Annotated in this window: 15 protein-coding genes; all 15 read right to left on the bottom strand. The window is 62.4% G+C overall.

What is annotated here, in order from left to right:
- Positions 1–8: 8 nt before the first annotated feature.
- Complete coding sequence (locus ABE485_RS06325) at positions 9–1,148, bottom strand: hypothetical protein (protein ID WP_346514266.1); 1,140 nt, start codon at positions 1,146–1,148, stop codon at positions 9–11.
- Positions 1,149–1,222: 74 nt separating this feature from the next.
- Positions 1,223–2,113: a hypothetical protein gene (locus tag ABE485_RS06320; protein ID WP_346514265.1), complete on the bottom strand. Its 891-nt coding sequence runs from the start codon at positions 2,111–2,113 to the stop codon at positions 1,223–1,225.
- The gene (locus ABE485_RS06315; protein WP_346514263.1) at positions 2,110–7,716 is read right to left on the bottom strand and encodes a phage tail length tape measure family protein; all 5,607 of its coding nucleotides are present in this window, start codon (positions 7,714–7,716) and stop codon (positions 2,110–2,112) included. Before ABE485_RS06315 ends, ABE485_RS06320 begins: the two co-directional genes overlap by 4 nt.
- A 33-nt stretch (positions 7,717–7,749) precedes the next feature.
- Positions 7,750–7,995 carry a DUF1799 domain-containing protein gene (locus tag ABE485_RS06310; RefSeq protein WP_346514261.1) on the bottom strand — a complete coding sequence of 82 codons (246 nt, stop codon included), beginning with the start codon at positions 7,993–7,995 and terminating at the stop codon, positions 7,750–7,752.
- A gap of 62 nt (positions 7,996–8,057) precedes the next feature.
- Positions 8,058–8,381: a phage tail assembly chaperone gene (locus ABE485_RS06305; protein ID WP_346514259.1), complete on the bottom strand. Its 324-nt coding sequence runs from the start codon at positions 8,379–8,381 to the stop codon at positions 8,058–8,060.
- 86 nt (positions 8,382–8,467) lie between these two features.
- On the bottom strand, positions 8,468–9,115 hold the full coding sequence (locus ABE485_RS06300; RefSeq protein WP_346514258.1) for a phage tail protein: 648 nt from the start codon (positions 9,113–9,115) through the stop codon (positions 8,468–8,470).
- Positions 9,116–9,210: 95 nt separating this feature from the next.
- A complete protein-coding gene (locus ABE485_RS06295) occupies positions 9,211–9,651 on the bottom strand; it encodes a hypothetical protein (protein WP_346514257.1) in 441 nt (146 codons plus the stop codon).
- Complete coding sequence (locus ABE485_RS06290) at positions 9,648–9,998, bottom strand: DUF3168 domain-containing protein (protein ID WP_346514256.1); 351 nt, start codon at positions 9,996–9,998, stop codon at positions 9,648–9,650. The genes ABE485_RS06295 and ABE485_RS06290 overlap by 4 nt, the downstream gene beginning before the upstream one ends.
- Positions 9,991–10,452: an HK97 gp10 family phage protein gene (locus ABE485_RS06285; protein WP_346514255.1), complete on the bottom strand. Its 462-nt coding sequence runs from the start codon at positions 10,450–10,452 to the stop codon at positions 9,991–9,993. The genes ABE485_RS06290 and ABE485_RS06285 overlap by 8 nt, the downstream gene beginning before the upstream one ends.
- Positions 10,453–10,481: 29 nt before the next feature.
- Positions 10,482–10,820, bottom strand: a complete 339-nt coding sequence (locus ABE485_RS06280; RefSeq protein WP_346514254.1) for a phage head closure protein — start codon at positions 10,818–10,820, stop codon at positions 10,482–10,484.
- 12 nt (positions 10,821–10,832) lie between these two features.
- Positions 10,833–11,153 carry a head-tail connector protein gene (locus tag ABE485_RS06275; protein WP_346514252.1) on the bottom strand — a complete coding sequence of 107 codons (321 nt, stop codon included), beginning with the start codon at positions 11,151–11,153 and terminating at the stop codon, positions 10,833–10,835.
- Positions 11,154–11,193: 40 nt separating this feature from the next.
- A complete protein-coding gene (locus ABE485_RS06270) occupies positions 11,194–12,417 on the bottom strand; it encodes a phage major capsid protein (RefSeq protein ID WP_346514251.1) in 1,224 nt (407 codons plus the stop codon).
- Positions 12,418–12,428: 11 nt separating this feature from the next.
- On the bottom strand, positions 12,429–13,055 hold the full coding sequence (locus ABE485_RS06265; RefSeq protein WP_346514249.1) for an HK97 family phage prohead protease: 627 nt from the start codon (positions 13,053–13,055) through the stop codon (positions 12,429–12,431).
- A gap of 8 nt (positions 13,056–13,063) precedes the next feature.
- A complete protein-coding gene (locus ABE485_RS06260) occupies positions 13,064–14,293 on the bottom strand; it encodes a phage portal protein (protein WP_346514247.1) in 1,230 nt (409 codons plus the stop codon).
- On the bottom strand, positions 14,290–14,445 hold the full coding sequence (locus tag ABE485_RS06255; RefSeq protein ID WP_346514246.1) for a hypothetical protein: 156 nt from the start codon (positions 14,443–14,445) through the stop codon (positions 14,290–14,292). The genes ABE485_RS06260 and ABE485_RS06255 overlap by 4 nt, the downstream gene beginning before the upstream one ends.
- Position 14,446: the final 1 nt, after the last annotated feature.

Below are 14,446 nucleotides of genomic sequence, written 5' to 3'. Positions count from 1 at the left end.
GTCCTCGATTATGAATGCGCCTGAATAAACTGCGTGAGGGCACAATTGGAGGTGCCCCCGCCTGACACTGACAGGTACGTCGACAGGCTGTGGAAGCCCTCGGTTCGGTTCTCAATGGGCACAATCAAGGTGACCGGGACAGCGGCGTTGGCGGAAACGCTGGTAGCAGCAGCAGACCACGAGTTGTTGTTGTCGTCGTACAGGTAGGTATACGCAGAGGCCCCCGCTGTGCTCACGAAGGTCCGGCCGTTGATTGTCGATGTCGTACCCTCACCAGCCCACGTCCACACGTAGACGTTGCCAATCGCCTGCACAGGTGTCGTGGAAGCGGTGCCAGTGTTGAAGTTGGTGGCCTGGGCCTTCGTGTAGTACCGGTTGAACCACGACGCCACGCCGCGCACGGCCGCCGTGTTGATGAAGTTGACGCTGTCTTTGAACGCCACACCCACCAGGGTCCGTGTCGCGTCCCCCGTCTTAATCTCCACGCCGTTGGTATGGGTGGAGTGCCCGGTTGCCGAAGCCTCCAAGGTGAGTGTGCCTGCGTTGTCGTACAAGTAAATGTAGTTAGTGGTCCCCGTGGGGCCTTCCAAAGCGGTGTTGGCGATCGATACGCCTGCGGCGGGAATGGAGCGCGTGACCCCGTTCACGATCACCTTGTCGCCGTTGTAGGGTCGCAAGATGCATTGAGCAGGGCTAACGTACAAGAACCGACATTGCCCGTGGCCATACCGGACCGCGACATAACGGCTTCCGTCCCAGCACATCGCGCCCATGCCGCTAACGTGGATGTCGCCTACATTGGTCGTCGGAATCGCGCTGGGCGGGAAGATCGGGAGCCCCATCCCTTGAGCAGCGAGCTGCGCGTAGTGCTTGGCGGAAAACTCGCCGGCGTCTACCGGCTCATTCAGCTTCGTAGCCCATTGCCGCGCGAGAGTTGCGCTGTCCCGGGACTCTGCCGCTTTCTGACTGGCGCCTTGCTGCGACGATGATGCTGCATCTGCCGACGATGCAGCGGCGGCCCGCCCCACCTCGGCGGCATTCGCGCTCAATGCCGCGGCCCTCGCGTCATTGTCCGCATCTTCAGCCGACTGCGTCACATCCTGCTGTAAGGCGTTGGCCTCATCGGCGAAACGCGGCAGCGCGGCCATGAACGCATCCGCCCGCTCCGCAAAGTTCTCGGGATCGCTCCGGCTAGGCGGAGTCGGCAAACTTGTGATTGCCATCAGGTAAGTCCTTCAATTTCAAGATTGCAGAAATTCACCATTTCGTATGCGACGTCGATGGAGAAGTCCTTGTAGAACCCATAAATCGTGAGCGGGCCGTAGCCCTCGGCATCCGTACCGATCCAGACGCAGGGCGTGGCACGAAGCCCAGAAAGCAACCGATAGACAGCGGCGAACCGTGCTGTCTCCAGCCACAGACGGGTGGACATTCGCCGCGAAAAGCGTCGACGGCGGAACGTCGTGACTCCTGTTTCAGACGTGTCTTTACGGCTGTAGTCGACAATCCCCACGCTGCCGCCGTACTCGGCGTCGCCGATGAAGTAGGCGGTGCCGCAGATCATGGCGCCACAAGCCGCTTCGGCGCCTGGCGCGAAGATCGACACATCCAGGTGCAGGCTTCCGTATGCCGGCAGATCCGTCAGCACAAGTTCAGACAGCGGAGAAAACGGCTCGAAGAAGTACTCGTACCAGTTGGTGACTATCGAGCCCTCTAAAGCGCGCTCCGTCTCGTACAGAACCGGGCCGCCCGGACCATCCCGGCCAACAACCGTCACCCTCGTGCCAACGAGTTCGAGTAGGGCCAGGCTGTTGACCAGCCCCGGGCGGACAACCACCTGCAGCGGGCTATCGCCGACCGTTTGTGTGCTGACTTCGCTGTCAAACATGGCCCAGCGATTGGTTGGTCCTGCCAGCGTCCAGTACAAGGGCGCCGCCCCCGGCGTATTCCCTACGTTCGGGGTCTGCACGCATTCAAAGACTTGCGCCTGGTACACCACCCGCGCACCAACCGCGTAATCGGTAGTCGGAACGTAGGCCGGGTAGTCATCTTCGGCAACGCTGGACGAGATCAGTTGATCTCGTCCAATGGAAACCGGCTTTATTACTTTCATGCGCTCGATACCTCCACTCGCAAAGGCTCAGCCGCATCGGGCCGGACAATCACGCCGTCCGACTCAAGCCGGTCTAGTTGCCGTACAGTCTTTCCGGTATTGCTGGCCGTCGCTCGTGCCTCAATTCGCAGGTTTTTCACTTCTTCCCGCAAGGCTTTCTGCTCCTCCAACAACGCACGCATCAGGGCCAACGATTGCTCATCGCCGCCCCCCGCCAAGATTGCGCGGGTCCGCTCGGCACTGAAAATCCGAGACGGGCCGGTCACTTCCAGCTCCGGGCCGTTCTCGCCCACCAGCCGCAAACCGCCGGCGTGATCGCCGCCCTTGGCGAATGCCGCGACCGGCCGGCCCGTCAAAGCGTTGACGACTTGCCGCAGGCCGTTGACCGTGGCATCCCGAGCCGCGTTAATGGCATTCGTCAACACCTGATCGCCGGACAGCGCGGACTTCTCCAACTCCAACAACTTGGCGTCGATTTCCGCAAGGAGATCAAGACTGTCTTGCTGGTAGTCCTTCGGCGTGACCGAATCCATGCGGCTCGCTACCGCCTCCGCACGCGCCAGCGCGGTGGCAACGAAGGCTTGATACTGCTCATCCGAAGAGAAGGCGCTTTTGGCAGCCTCCAGCATGGGCAGCATCATGCCGTTCAGTTCATCGGCAAAGCCGGCCAACTCCTCGCCGTCCGCCCCCATTGCCTTCGCGTATGCCTTGGCGTAATCGCCCTGCATCTGGGTGAACTGCTCTTCCGGCGAAAGCTGGCTGATCCGGTAATCCTTCACCGTCTTTCGCAGGCCTGCCGCGCCATTTGCCAGGAGATCGGCCAGGGCCTTCTGGGCTTCGTAGTACCGCAGCGTCTCCGCCCGAAGCTCGCCCAGCTTGCTGACCGACTTTCCTGCATCCAGCGCAAACTGTTGCAGCGCGTCCGCGTACGCCGTCTGCTGAGACTTCGCGTTAACCGCCGCCTCAGTCGCCGCCGCCTGTGCGCTGGCCGCAGCCGTCACGGACGCCGCATACTCGGCCTGCAAGCGTGCAACTTCCTCGTACGACGGCGCCGCAGCGCCTGCAGCTTCAGCAGCACGCAATGCCGCAACAGCCTCCTCCCAGGCCGCTTGAGCCGCCGGAAGTTGCGCCTGCGCAATGGTCCGCGCCTGGTCCAGCTCCTTCCAGTTGTCCTTCTTGTAGCCAACCGTCTTGGGCGCGTAGATATCCCAGTTCAGTTTTTCAAGCCACGCCTGTGCGTCGGCCGCTCGCTGTTGGGCCGAGGCCAGATTGCTGTCGGCCGACTCGCGCGAGGACTTCACGCCGTCATACGCCTTTTCGGCTGCGTTCCGATCACTCATCCGTTGCGCGCTGAGGGCGTCAGCCGCATTCAGTTTCGCGCCAGCCGCCAGCAAGCCCGCATTGCTTGGCAAGTCGGCTTTGATGGCCTGAATGCCCTGGCTAATCGCCTCGGGGGACATTGGCGTGGGATCGAGAATCTGCCGAGCTGCGTCCCGCACAGCAATGCGCTCGTTCGCAATGCTGTCCAGGATCGACCGCATCCGGTCGCCGAGCTGCTCAAACGCTGCCGTCATGGTGGCCACGAAAACATCCGTATCCACCCCCTTGAGCGCTTCAGCCAGGCCGGTGAAGTCGGTAACGGTCCCGCCCACACCAGCGCGCAGAGCCTCCATCTGCTCGACCAGCGACATGCCAGCCTCTTGAGCGCCCGTCATCGAGTCGCCCAGCTGCCCGCTGGTGCTGGTGAAGTCCAGCAGTCCCGAACCGAGATCCAGGAAAAGCAACGAAATCTGCCCCGTGGATTCCCCAACCTGGGCCATGGAATCCCGCAGCAATAGCGCCTTCAGGGCTGCACCATCCAGCGCTGGCGTCAGTCCGCCGCGGCCCGTGAAGGCCTCCAGCATCCGGTCGGCCGCTTCCTGGCCTCTCCGCGTCGTTGCCTCGATCACAGCCGCAAATTCGGGTGCGATAGCCAGCAGCGCCACATACGCATTGCGGCCGGCATCGGTCGTCAGGTCCAGCGCCGTGACCATGGAGCGCAATTCCTCCATGGTGTTGGGCATGGCAATGTTCAGGCCTTGCAACGAATCAGCCATGTCCGCCAGGCTCAATTTGGCGCGCTCCGCCTCCGAGTAATAGAGCTGGTAATACTGCGCGGTCGCCTGGCTCATGGCGTCAATGCCGCCAAAGGCGTCCACAAGCTTCGATGCAGTAGCAGCGCCAGACACGGATACGTCGTACAGGCTGAGATCCAGCAGCTTCAGCCCACGGTTGGTGGCGCCGAGATTCGCGCCCAGGCGTTGCAACGTTTGCGAGGCGGTCTCGTTCTCCTTGGAGAACTCGGCGATATTCGGCACCAATGACCGAACCATGTTCTCGCCGATGGTCGCCAGCGCCTCTTCCAGCAGCTTCTGGTTTTCCTCTGCGTCCTTCGTCAACGTGATGCGGAACTGATCGGTATAGGTTCCCAACGAATCCGCCGAAACGCCTACAGCCTGCGCCAAGCTGGCGGCGTTCGACTTCATGAGGTCGAACGCCGCGCCAACGTCATCCATGAATTGGCTATCAAGGCCGCTGGCATCCATCCCGCTTCGACCGCTCCGGAACCACCCGCCCTTTTGCTTCCAAGGCGTTGAGGTGTAGCCAGTGAAGCCGAGCGTGCTGAAGTCGCCGACCATCGTTGTATCGTCGTACTCCTTCGGGCCGCGCCCAAACGCACGGGCAATGATGGACGACCCGGAAAGCATCGACGCCCACTCACCGCTGATCCCCACAGAACGCAGCACCTTATCCGTCCACAGAGACGGCCCGGTTATGGGGTTGTACTTGGCAATCGGCGCCATCGTGCCGTTATCGGCATCCCAGCCCGCGCGGTACAGACTGCGATTGACCAACATGCCAGCGGCAATCCAGCCAGCGACAGGAATCGCGCTGGACATCATCGAGCCGGCGGTTGCTGCCGTGCTGCCGGCCGTGGTCGGGCCCGCCAGACCGGCGGCCAAGGTGGCCCCCTGGCCGGTCATGCCCAGCGCGAATTGCTGAGCCGCGGTGGAACCAATGGCGCTGCCGATGGAGGAAATGCCGGATGCGAGCGTGGAGGTAAATCCCCCGGTCAGGGCACCATATGCCGCGCGCGCCACGCTAAAGGCGTCCGTCCACCCCAAGCCACCACCGAGCCCGCCCTGTCCGCCCACGCCTGCCAGCGCCGAAAGGCCACTGGCCCCGGCGTTCGCCCCCATCACGCCCGCAACATTGGCGAAGATGGTCGCCACGAAAGGCTGGGCGAACATTCGATAGATCTGGTCGGCAACCGTCGTTTTAAACGTGGTCGTCAGCGACTTGGTAAACGACTTCCAGCCATCCTTGCCGTTGTTCATCATATCGGCGAAGCCCTGACGGAACACGTCGCCGTACTTGTCAACGCTGCGCTCCCAGTCGCGCGCCATTTCGTCATTCGCCTTCTTCTGGGCGTCCTTCACGTCTTTGGCTCGGATCGCTTGGCCCAAACGCTTCCGAGCCTCGATCTCCTGCTCAATCAGGGCAATCTCACGCTCGGCCCCGTCAAAGCCCTGCAAAGCGGCTTTGCGTTCTTCCAGGCGTGCGATGGTCAACGCCTCCAGCGCGGCCTTGCTCAGGCCGTAGGTGGACACCTGGTCCTCCACCGCCTGGGCTTCCTGGCCGATCTTAGAAACGCCCTCTTCCAGAGCGGTGTAGTACTTTTCGCGCTCTTCCTGAAAGCCCTTCGTTGCCGCATTGGCACGGACCAACGCCCCGGCCTCGTCGGCAAGCGCCTTGGTTCGCTCCAAGCTGGCACGCACCTGTGACTTGAGATTCCCTTTCAGAAGCTCGCCAATCTCTGCAGAGCGCCGCTCATACTCATTGAGCTTGCTGGTCTGCAGGCCGCGCTGACCCAACTCGGTCGCCAATGCCTGCTCTTCAGCAATGCGGGCGCGCAAACGAGCGGCTTCCGACTCCGCACCAGACGGGCCTTTATCGCCGTCCTTGTCCTCGAATTGCTTGTCGATCTTGGCCAAGGCAACCTGGTGAGCCGTGTATACCTCGCGGTATTCTTTTGTGTTCTCCTTCAATCGTTCGGTGGCCTTGCGAAATGCCGCCACCTCCTGATCGATCGCCAACTGGCGTTGTTGCGGCTTGTTGGTCCTGCCCGCATCCGAAAGGTAGTCGGCCCGATATTTCGCGAGCTCAACGTCCCGTTTACGCTCGGCCTGCGCTTGCGCCTCAGCCACCGCGGCTGCGGCGCTCGCTTGCAAGGCGGCCAACTCCATCTGCTCGGCTTCCAAAGCGCTCTGCTCGCGAGCGGAGATCTTGGCCCCGCTTTCCCTGGCAAGCCGAATATTGTCCTGACGCGCACGAACCTCCCGCTCCTTCTTGCCAATCACGTCCTCGACAGTGGCCGGGCGCCCGACGTCCGCCATGGCGTCCCAGGCCTTGCCCGCCATGTCGCGCACGCCCTTCCAGGCGCGTTCGAGATAGCCGAGGTTCTCGGACAACTTCGGGGCGCGGTCATTCAGCGCGTCCGCGTATGCCTTCTGCGCAACCGCCGCCGCGTCAGCAGTCTTCCCCTGCCGCTCCAACGCCCGGATCTGCTCATAAGTGGAAGCCGTCAGGAAGTTCATGCCGTCGTTGAGCTTGAGCGCGGCCTCCAGCGGCGCCTTGCCCAACTCCACGAAGTTCTCAACCGTGTCCTTGATGGCCGCACCGGTTGCCGTCTCCCAGCGCACGGACGCGGCGGCGAACAGCTCCATATTGGCGGCGCCCACCTTCGCCTCACGGCTGAACAGCTGGAGCGCATCCGCGGCCTTGCCTTGCGTGCCGACTACATCGCCAACCCGGCGGGACATAGCCTGCAACTGGCCGCCCGTCACGCCCGCGATGGCGCCGGTCTCGATGACCGCCCGATTGAACGCCTGGGATTCGCCAGAGCCCTTGAAATACGCCGCCCCCAGGAGCGCCACGGCGCCTGCGGCCAATGTGAACGGGCTCGCAAGTCCGGCGATATAGGTTCCCATGGCACGCGCAGCCGGGCCGATCCCGCCAAACATATCCTTGAGCTGGCCGCCCTGCTGCATCAGCACGGTCAAGGGGCGCTGGCCGCCTTGCAAGGACACGATAATGTCTGTGAACTGCGCGGGCACGCCACGCATCGCCGCCGCAGTGGCCTTCGCAGACATACCCAGCTGATCTACGGCCGGGGTAGTCGAAAGCAAAGCGGCCTTGGCCTGGGCCTGCTTGTTGGTCAGCGCATCCAACTGGGCCAGGTAGGGCTTGAGCTGATCGGCATCGATTCCGCGCTGCTTTGCCAACTCGGCATAGTAGGAGGCCGTGCCACGGGCACCGGCGCTGGTAATGGCAATCTGGCGCTCAATCTGGTTGATGAGCGCCTGCGTTGCCCGCTCCTGCTTGCGACCCGCCTGCGCCCCGGCTTCCGCAGCCTTCCCCATCTCGCTGGACGCTTCTCGGCCGAGCGTAGAAATGGACTTCTTGGCCTTGCCGGTCGCCTCCGTCACCTCGGCCATTGTCGCCGTCAGGCCGGAGGCGTCTCCGGTTACGGCAACTACGCCCTCAGCAATCACATTAGTCATGGCAATTCCAATAAAAAGGCCCGCACGGGCGGGCTACTCCTTGCTCATTTCGTCAAGCGCGGCATGCTCTAGGACGCGCATCTGCTCTTCCAACTCTTCGTACCGCTCCGGCGTGAGCCCCATACGATCCATCTTGTGAAACATCACGGCATAATCCAGGCCGGTAGCACCCGCCATGCCGATGCGCCACTGCGAGCGCAGCGCTACAAAGAGTTCGAACGCTGCCAAATGCTCGGGCCAGATTTCGACGGGATCACTCGCCACATCCTCCGGCGTCAAGCCGAAGGCGGCCAGTTCCTTAGGATCAGGCCCCTTCGCATAGAGCGCGGCCCCGAGCGCCCTCAGTTTCCCTCGCGGGCCTTGGACAGCTCTTCGATGTAAGTCCCCAGCACGGCACGGGCCGAGCCGACGTATCCCTGCACCAGGCGCCCGATGTTTTCGGCGTCGAACGAATCTTCCAGCTCCCAGCCGCTGGCGATGTCCATCAGCAGCTCAACATCGTCGGGCCGATCCTTGAGCCCGTCCAGAAACTCCTTGAAGTCGTCACGGGAACGGTGCTTGAACGTGAATTCCACATTCTCGAAGCCGTCGCCGGGGACCGGCAGGGGCACCTTCTTCTTGAAAGTGGGTTTCGGGTTGAGAGTGAATTTGGTCTTGGTGGCCATATGAGTTTCCAGGTAGATCGTTTGAAAAGGTGAATTGGAGGAGCCGCCCACACGGGGCGGCTCGACGGACTGGTATGGGCCTGCGATCAGGCCGCGTAACGGACGGGACGGGACAGCAGGGAGAACGTGGCCTGCACGCCCATGACTTCGCCCTTGGTCATGGAGGGCGTTTCGTTGAACGAGACGTAGCCGTTGTAGAGCAGCACCGAGCCATTCGGGAACGCGATGCGCAGGGCGCGCACCTCGCGCAGCTCGGCGGCCGCTTGCAGCGCCTTGTAGCCGGGCAGCGTCGGATCATCAGCGATGGTGATCGCCAGCGATTGCGCGCTCGCCTGGGTCGGGATCTGCGCTTCAAAGTCGTTTTCCAGGAAGCTGTACGTGGCGAACTGCATTTCGCCGCCGGACGTCGACGTTTCCAGAACCTGGGTGATCTGGGTAAACGACGTGATTTCCCGGAAGGAGCCGTTTCCGGTGCCCGCCGGAAACTGGATCGGGGAAAGCGTGTTTGCGCCTTCCAGGGCGAACGTGCCCGCGGCCGAGTCGGCGACGCGCAGGATTCGCTCATTCAGTTTTTGCCAGCCGGATTTCAGTTCGATCAGCGCGCCATTGGTCAGACCATGCGCAGCGCTGGACGCGACACCGGGATTGGCGTTGGTAATCGCCGTGATCGACTTCGACACGCCGTAGGCGGTGGCGAGCGAAAGAATCACGCCGTTGGGGAGAGAGACAGCCATAGGCTTTTTTCCTATCAAGGGACGAAAAAAAACCCGCCGAGGCGGGTTGTGGGATGTGCCCAAGAGAGGGCATAGGTTTGATTTGTGCGGCTGGGCTACGCCGGCTCGATAACGGGGCTTTCAAGCTCCAGCGTCACGCTGAGGCCGGCCAGGTCTGACCCCGTACCGCCAGAGAGCGAACGGCTGGAGGCCTTCGCCACGAAGTAATGCGAGCCGAGCCGAGGCACGTCGATGCGAAAGCTGTATGGCCGGTCCTCCGCGATAGCGCTACGCAAAAGGTCTTGCCCGGCGTCAGTAATCCGATAGAGGTCCAGTTGCAGCGATTGCGGCGCCCTGGCCACCCGGCGAAGAAACGACACCTTGGAACCGATGGGTTGATAGGCAACGGTTTGGTACTGCGAAGCCAGAGCGCCAAACACTCGAACCCCTCGGGCCTGTTTGAATGGCAGCGCACCGAATGCCGCAGCATCCAGCGCTGCCGGCACATCCGGGCACAGCGCCACCGTTGCGCCGGCTAGTACATTGGGAGTTGTCATGGTGCGTACCAAACGCTGAAGTCCTGCTCTGCGCCCTTGAACCCGGTTTCTTCGTCACGACGTGCTACTGGCGCGCCGAGCGGCATGGCGTACACGGGTGCAGCACACAATGCCGCCTGCACCGCGCCAATCAGCGCGGAGGCCTGCGCTCGACCTTTTGCCCAGACCGTTATCTGCATCCGGGCGTTCTGCTTGTCCGGCAACGCTCCATCCACAAACACCAACGAAGCGCCCCCAACTTGCTGGAAGATCGCAAATGGCATCGGCGTATCACCTTCGGCCGCGTCTGGATAAACCCGGCCTCCAAAAATCGGGCCCAGGGTCTGCACGATCAGAGCTTCAACCATGCTGAATCTCCTTTATCTTCTCGGCTAGGCGCCGGCGCCCTGCCGCAACCGCATCTTTCAGCTTCGCATCCACCGACACCCGCAAATAGGGCTGCGCAGGAACGAATACGGGCACTTTCAGTGGCCGATCTTTCAGGGTGATCCACTCACCATCTTCAGCCTGCCGCACGGCGTAGCGGCGCCAGTGCCCATGCTCCACGAGCCACCAGTGAGGCGCCTTCGCCTTGTTGACCCCAACGATGTAGGTTTTGCTATCTGGTCCCGAGACCTTCTCATCGAACCAGCGATAGATTGCGGCCTGCAGCTTTCCGAGACGGAAAGGCACCCGCGCCCGCATTTCGTCATACAGCACGATGGCCATCGCATGCGCGGCGGGCCGAATGGCCTCCTGCTTTATCCGGTCAAAGAACGCGGACACCTGATTCTCGATATCGCCCTCAAACGAAAACGCCATCGAGTTCGCTCGATGCTGCCGGGTGGACCTCATGAGGAGACCTCGCGCTCGGCCAACTTTCGGCAAACCAGATCAACGTGCTTTCTGCGTTCTTCGTCAGGCAATACTGCCTCGACCTCATAGACGTCGGTGCCGTGCGCGACACGCATCCCCATCGCCACGGTTGGCCGATAGGGAATCCGAATACTGGCTTTCTTCACTTCCTGCTCCGCCCCGGCCTTGATCGCCGAAATGCCGGACACGTAGCGAATCGAAGCCCAAGCGGCACCGACCTTTACCCAAACTTCCAGGGGGTCATTCGCCAAATCGCGCTCTTCGCCACGCCGGAATATCTCCACGCGGCGATTGCGCTTTCCCGCTTTCAACATTGCGCGCCCCCCTTATTCCGGCCACCAGCGATACGGATCCGCGAGAGCGCAAAATCCCAGTGGGATTTCCGCCAGGTTTAAATCAGTCGTCGCCTCTCGGTTCACTTCCCAATGGCCGATGAGCAGGAGCAGCGCGAGCGCAATATCGTCATCCAGCACAACAGCGTTGGCCGGAGCCGGGTCCGGCAGCTCGTCCTTATTTCGGAACAGCTGGCGGCCTGTCCTCGACTCGAAGCGCCGGACCGCAGCGCCCTGATAGCGATTGAGCAGGCTATCGCTTGTGTCCTCCGGATCAAGCCGGAGATGCTCCCGGATCTCATCCAGTTCCAGCATGCGTTATGACGGGCCGGTTTCCCAGCCCGCCCCAGGTTGATTAGGCCGCCTTGCCCTGCAACGCCTTGATGGCGGCGGTGTCCTGCAACACGCAGCCGAAGCGGTGGAAGGCGAGGAAGCCGGTCTGGTCGTACTCGGCGTAGCGTTCCACCAGGCGCTTGAGAACCATGTAGCGCACGCGACGCAGGATGAACTGATCGAAGTCCCCCGCGAACATGAACTTGGCGCCGGCCGCGACCGACGGAATGGCCTGGTCGATGACGTACTGGTACTTGAGCAGCCGGGCAGGCGCGCTGGCGTCCAGGCCGGGAATCCACAGCGGGCGGCCGTTGCCGTCCTCCATTTCTTCCAGGGCTTGCAGCGTGGTGTCGTTGAACGCCAGGCGGAACTTGGGCGCGTTGCGGTACGCCGGGTCGATGGAGTGAATCAGGCCGTTCACCTCCTTCCAGGTGAATGCACCCGCGGCGGCGGTCTGCTTGCCGACGGAGGTGGATGCAGCCAGGCCTTTGGGCTGGGCCGGCGTTCCGGTCCCAGTGCCCATGACGATCAAGCGGGATTCAGCACGGCCGATACGCGAGGCGATGCGACCCGCCAAGAAGGTTTCCATGTCAATGCCCGAGTCCGCGAGCAGTTCATTGGAAACGCGGATCACCTTCGAGGTCAGCTTGTGGGCGCCCAAGGCGTCCATGCCGAATTCCACGTCCTTTTCGCCGGCATCGGTGTTTTCGCCGATCAGCTCGCCTTCGTCGTTCGTGCCATCACTCGTCGGCCACTCGATGGAGTTGCCCCCGTCGGTGACCATCACCTGCGCGACACTGGCGATGCCACCATACTGCTTCATGGATTCCTGCACCTTGGCCAGGAACGTCGTCGGAACCGTGTAGCCGCCCTTTTCCGGGCCGGTCACGCCCTGGGCGCGGGCCTCCAGCAACATCCTGCGTTCTTCCGAGGTCAGCTCGGCCGCGCCCTGGCGCACGAACTTGATGAAAGCCTGGGAGCGCTGCTCTTCGGGAGTGCCCTGGCCGGCGGCCGCCGCGGCTTGAGCTGCCAGCTGGCCGGCGTTGTCATCGACGTAACGCTGCTCGGTATCGCGAAGCTCCTCTTCGCGCTGGATTTGCTCGTCCAGCTTCTTCAGGTCGGCCTTCATGCCGTCCCACTTGGAGCGCTGCTCGTCACCCCAGGCGTTTTCACCTTGGGCCTCGTGGAACGTGCGCATTTCAGCAGCGATCTGCGCACGTTTTTGCTTCAGTTCTGCAAGGGTCATATTGACTCCGATTAAATAGAGGTAAGAGAGGTCAGATCAAGGAAGCGCTCGCGTGCGCGACGCTCGTTTACAGCCTTGGCGGCCAGTTCCTGGGCGCCTTGGGCCAACTTCTTCCAGCTGTCCAGCGAGCGCTGGGCTGCATGGCTGTCGCCATAGGCCGGGTACGTGACTGGCGACACGTCGCGCAGTTCGGCCAGCCTGTGGATCGTCCGGACGATGATTTCTCCCTCGCGGCGCCACTCGTCGCCGTCCGCTGCTACGCGAAATCCGAAGCTCGATCCGGTCACATCGCCGCGCTGAAGCGGCGTAAGCACGAGATCCCGGACTGTCTGCGTTTCCGGCGGGTCGATGGTGTAAGCCAGGCCCCGAGAGTCGATCTCCAGGCGCAGCGTATTGCTGCGGGTACGCCCAAGCACGAAGTTGGGATCGTGGTTAAAGAGTGCCCGCACGTCATCGCCCATGACGTCATCGAACGCACCAGGAGCGATTTCCTCCACGAACGTGCCGAAGAGCAGCGCGCTGCGCGTGTTGAACACGGCGGCATAGCCCGCGATCTGCGGGCGCTGCGCCTCTCCTTCGCCAGACGTGCGAAGCTCGCACGGCTGGCTTCCCAGCGTGCGCATTTCAAGGTCTTTCATGGGATTCCCTATTGGCTTTCGGCCGGCGGGGTTGCCGGCGGCTTTCCGACCTCGGCGGCCGGCTTGGCGTTGACGCTAATGAGCAGCTCGGACAGCCCTTCACGGGGGCTGAGGTCTTCCAGCGCGCGGACTTCGTTGCGATCCATCCAGCCGTCAGTGATGGCAGCGTGATAAAACTCTGCGCGCTCCTTGGGGGTGCCGCGCAGCAGCCCGGCCAGGTTCAGCTTCACGTAATAGCCCGCGCGCCGCTCCGCCGGCGTGAACAGCTTGCAATTCAACTCCTGCTCCCAGTTCACACCCCACGGCATCATCGAATAGCGCACAAAGCGGATACTCTGCTCTGTGATGTTCGAATTGGTGGCGCGCTCCAGGTCGTTGATCATGTCCGCCGGCACGTTGTAGATGGCCGCAATCTCCGTGCGGTTCATCTTTCGCGTTTCCAGGAATTGCGCGGCTTCAGGTGGGATCGTCAGTGCGCGGTAGTCCAGATCCGCCGGCAGCAAAAGCGTCTTGTTCTCCGATTGAATGAGCCGCGCTACCGCCTTGGTCCAGAACTCTCGCAGCCGCCCCCAGGTATCTTTGTTGAGGTCGCCCTTGACCGTCAGAATGCCCGTCGGGCGTCCGCCTCCTTCGAAGAATTCGCGCCCATAGCGCTGCGCGGCGAGGCCGAGCCCGAGCATTTCCGCATGCTGCTGAATGATGCTCTTGCCCATGCGGCCAGACGACCCGAGGGCGCGGACATGCACCATGTCTTCCGGAGCGACGGCCATTGCCTTGCCGTCTTCGTCCGTCGTGCTGTATATCCAACGCCCCGCCGGCTTTATCAGGCTGGTGGCCCATGGCAAGCAGAACTCCAGCGAACGCAGCTCGCCGGAGCGGCGCCGCTCGATTCGCGTGTAGCCGTTTCCCCAGCCAAGGACGTGATGCTGTTTGGTTTCGCGCCACTTGTAGCTGGTTTGCCAGTCGTTCGGCCTGGAGTGGATCAAATCAAAGGCAGGATGATCCGTCGCCGGCTCAATTCGGTTGCCCTGGCGGCGCAGCACCACTGCGGGCAGCTGCGCCACGTTGCTGGACAGCACGTAATGGCAGGCGTACACCGCCGAGAGGCAAAGAGCGGCCTCCGGAGTCACGGCAATGCGCTTGCCCTCACCGTGCAAATACTCCTGCAGGTTCTGTCCCGTGAGAGGAACGGAGGGGCTTTCGAGACTGCGGCCCTCAAAGAGCGAAGAAAGGATCATCGCTTCCCCTTGGCCGCTGCGCGCAGCGCAAAGGCAAGCAACAGGGCTCCAGCAGCCAGCAATGCCGGGCCGGCGCCAAATTGGACGTACACCCCGGCCGCCACGCAGCAAAACCCAGCCAGGCCAGCCGCATCAATAAGCAGATTTTTCATA

This window comes from Achromobacter spanius (assembly GCF_039673305.1).
GTDB lineage: Bacteria > Pseudomonadota > Gammaproteobacteria > Burkholderiales > Burkholderiaceae_B > Achromobacter > Achromobacter spanius_F.
This window is presented reverse-complemented; position numbering and strand designations above follow the sequence as displayed.

Excerpts from the sequence above, each read along its gene's own strand:
- ABE485_RS06315 (WP_346514263.1), bottom strand. The coding sequence starts at position 7,716 with ATGACTAATGTGATTGCTGAGGGCGTAGTTGCCGTAACCGGAGACGCC.
- ABE485_RS06285 (WP_346514255.1), bottom strand. The coding sequence starts at position 10,452 with ATGGCGTTTTCGTTTGAGGGCGATATCGAGAATCAGGTGTCCGCGTTC.
- ABE485_RS06260 (WP_346514247.1), bottom strand. The coding sequence starts at position 14,293 with ATGATCCTTTCTTCGCTCTTTGAGGGCCGCAGTCTCGAAAGCCCCTCC.
- ABE485_RS06325 (WP_346514266.1), bottom strand. The coding sequence starts at position 1,148 with ATGGCCGCGCTGCCGCGTTTCGCCGATGAGGCCAACGCCTTACAGCAG.
- ABE485_RS06320 (WP_346514265.1), bottom strand. The coding sequence starts at position 2,113 with ATGAAAGTAATAAAGCCGGTTTCCATTGGACGAGATCAACTGATCTCG.
- ABE485_RS06265 (WP_346514249.1), bottom strand. The coding sequence starts at position 13,055 with ATGAAAGACCTTGAAATGCGCACGCTGGGAAGCCAGCCGTGCGAGCTT.
- ABE485_RS06270 (WP_346514251.1), bottom strand. The coding sequence starts at position 12,417 with ATGACCCTTGCAGAACTGAAGCAAAAACGTGCGCAGATCGCTGCTGAA.
- ABE485_RS06255 (WP_346514246.1), bottom strand. The coding sequence starts at position 14,445 with ATGAAAAATCTGCTTATTGATGCGGCTGGCCTGGCTGGGTTTTGCTGC.
- ABE485_RS06305 (WP_346514259.1), bottom strand. The coding sequence starts at position 8,381 with ATGGCCACCAAGACCAAATTCACTCTCAACCCGAAACCCACTTTCAAG.
- ABE485_RS06295 (WP_346514257.1), bottom strand. The coding sequence starts at position 9,651 with ATGACAACTCCCAATGTACTAGCCGGCGCAACGGTGGCGCTGTGCCCG.
- ABE485_RS06275 (WP_346514252.1), bottom strand. The coding sequence starts at position 11,153 with ATGCTGGAACTGGATGAGATCCGGGAGCATCTCCGGCTTGATCCGGAG.
- ABE485_RS06290 (WP_346514256.1), bottom strand. The coding sequence starts at position 9,998 with ATGGTTGAAGCTCTGATCGTGCAGACCCTGGGCCCGATTTTTGGAGGC.
- ABE485_RS06280 (WP_346514254.1), bottom strand. The coding sequence starts at position 10,820 with ATGTTGAAAGCGGGAAAGCGCAATCGCCGCGTGGAGATATTCCGGCGT.
- ABE485_RS06300 (WP_346514258.1), bottom strand. The coding sequence starts at position 9,115 with ATGGCTGTCTCTCTCCCCAACGGCGTGATTCTTTCGCTCGCCACCGCC.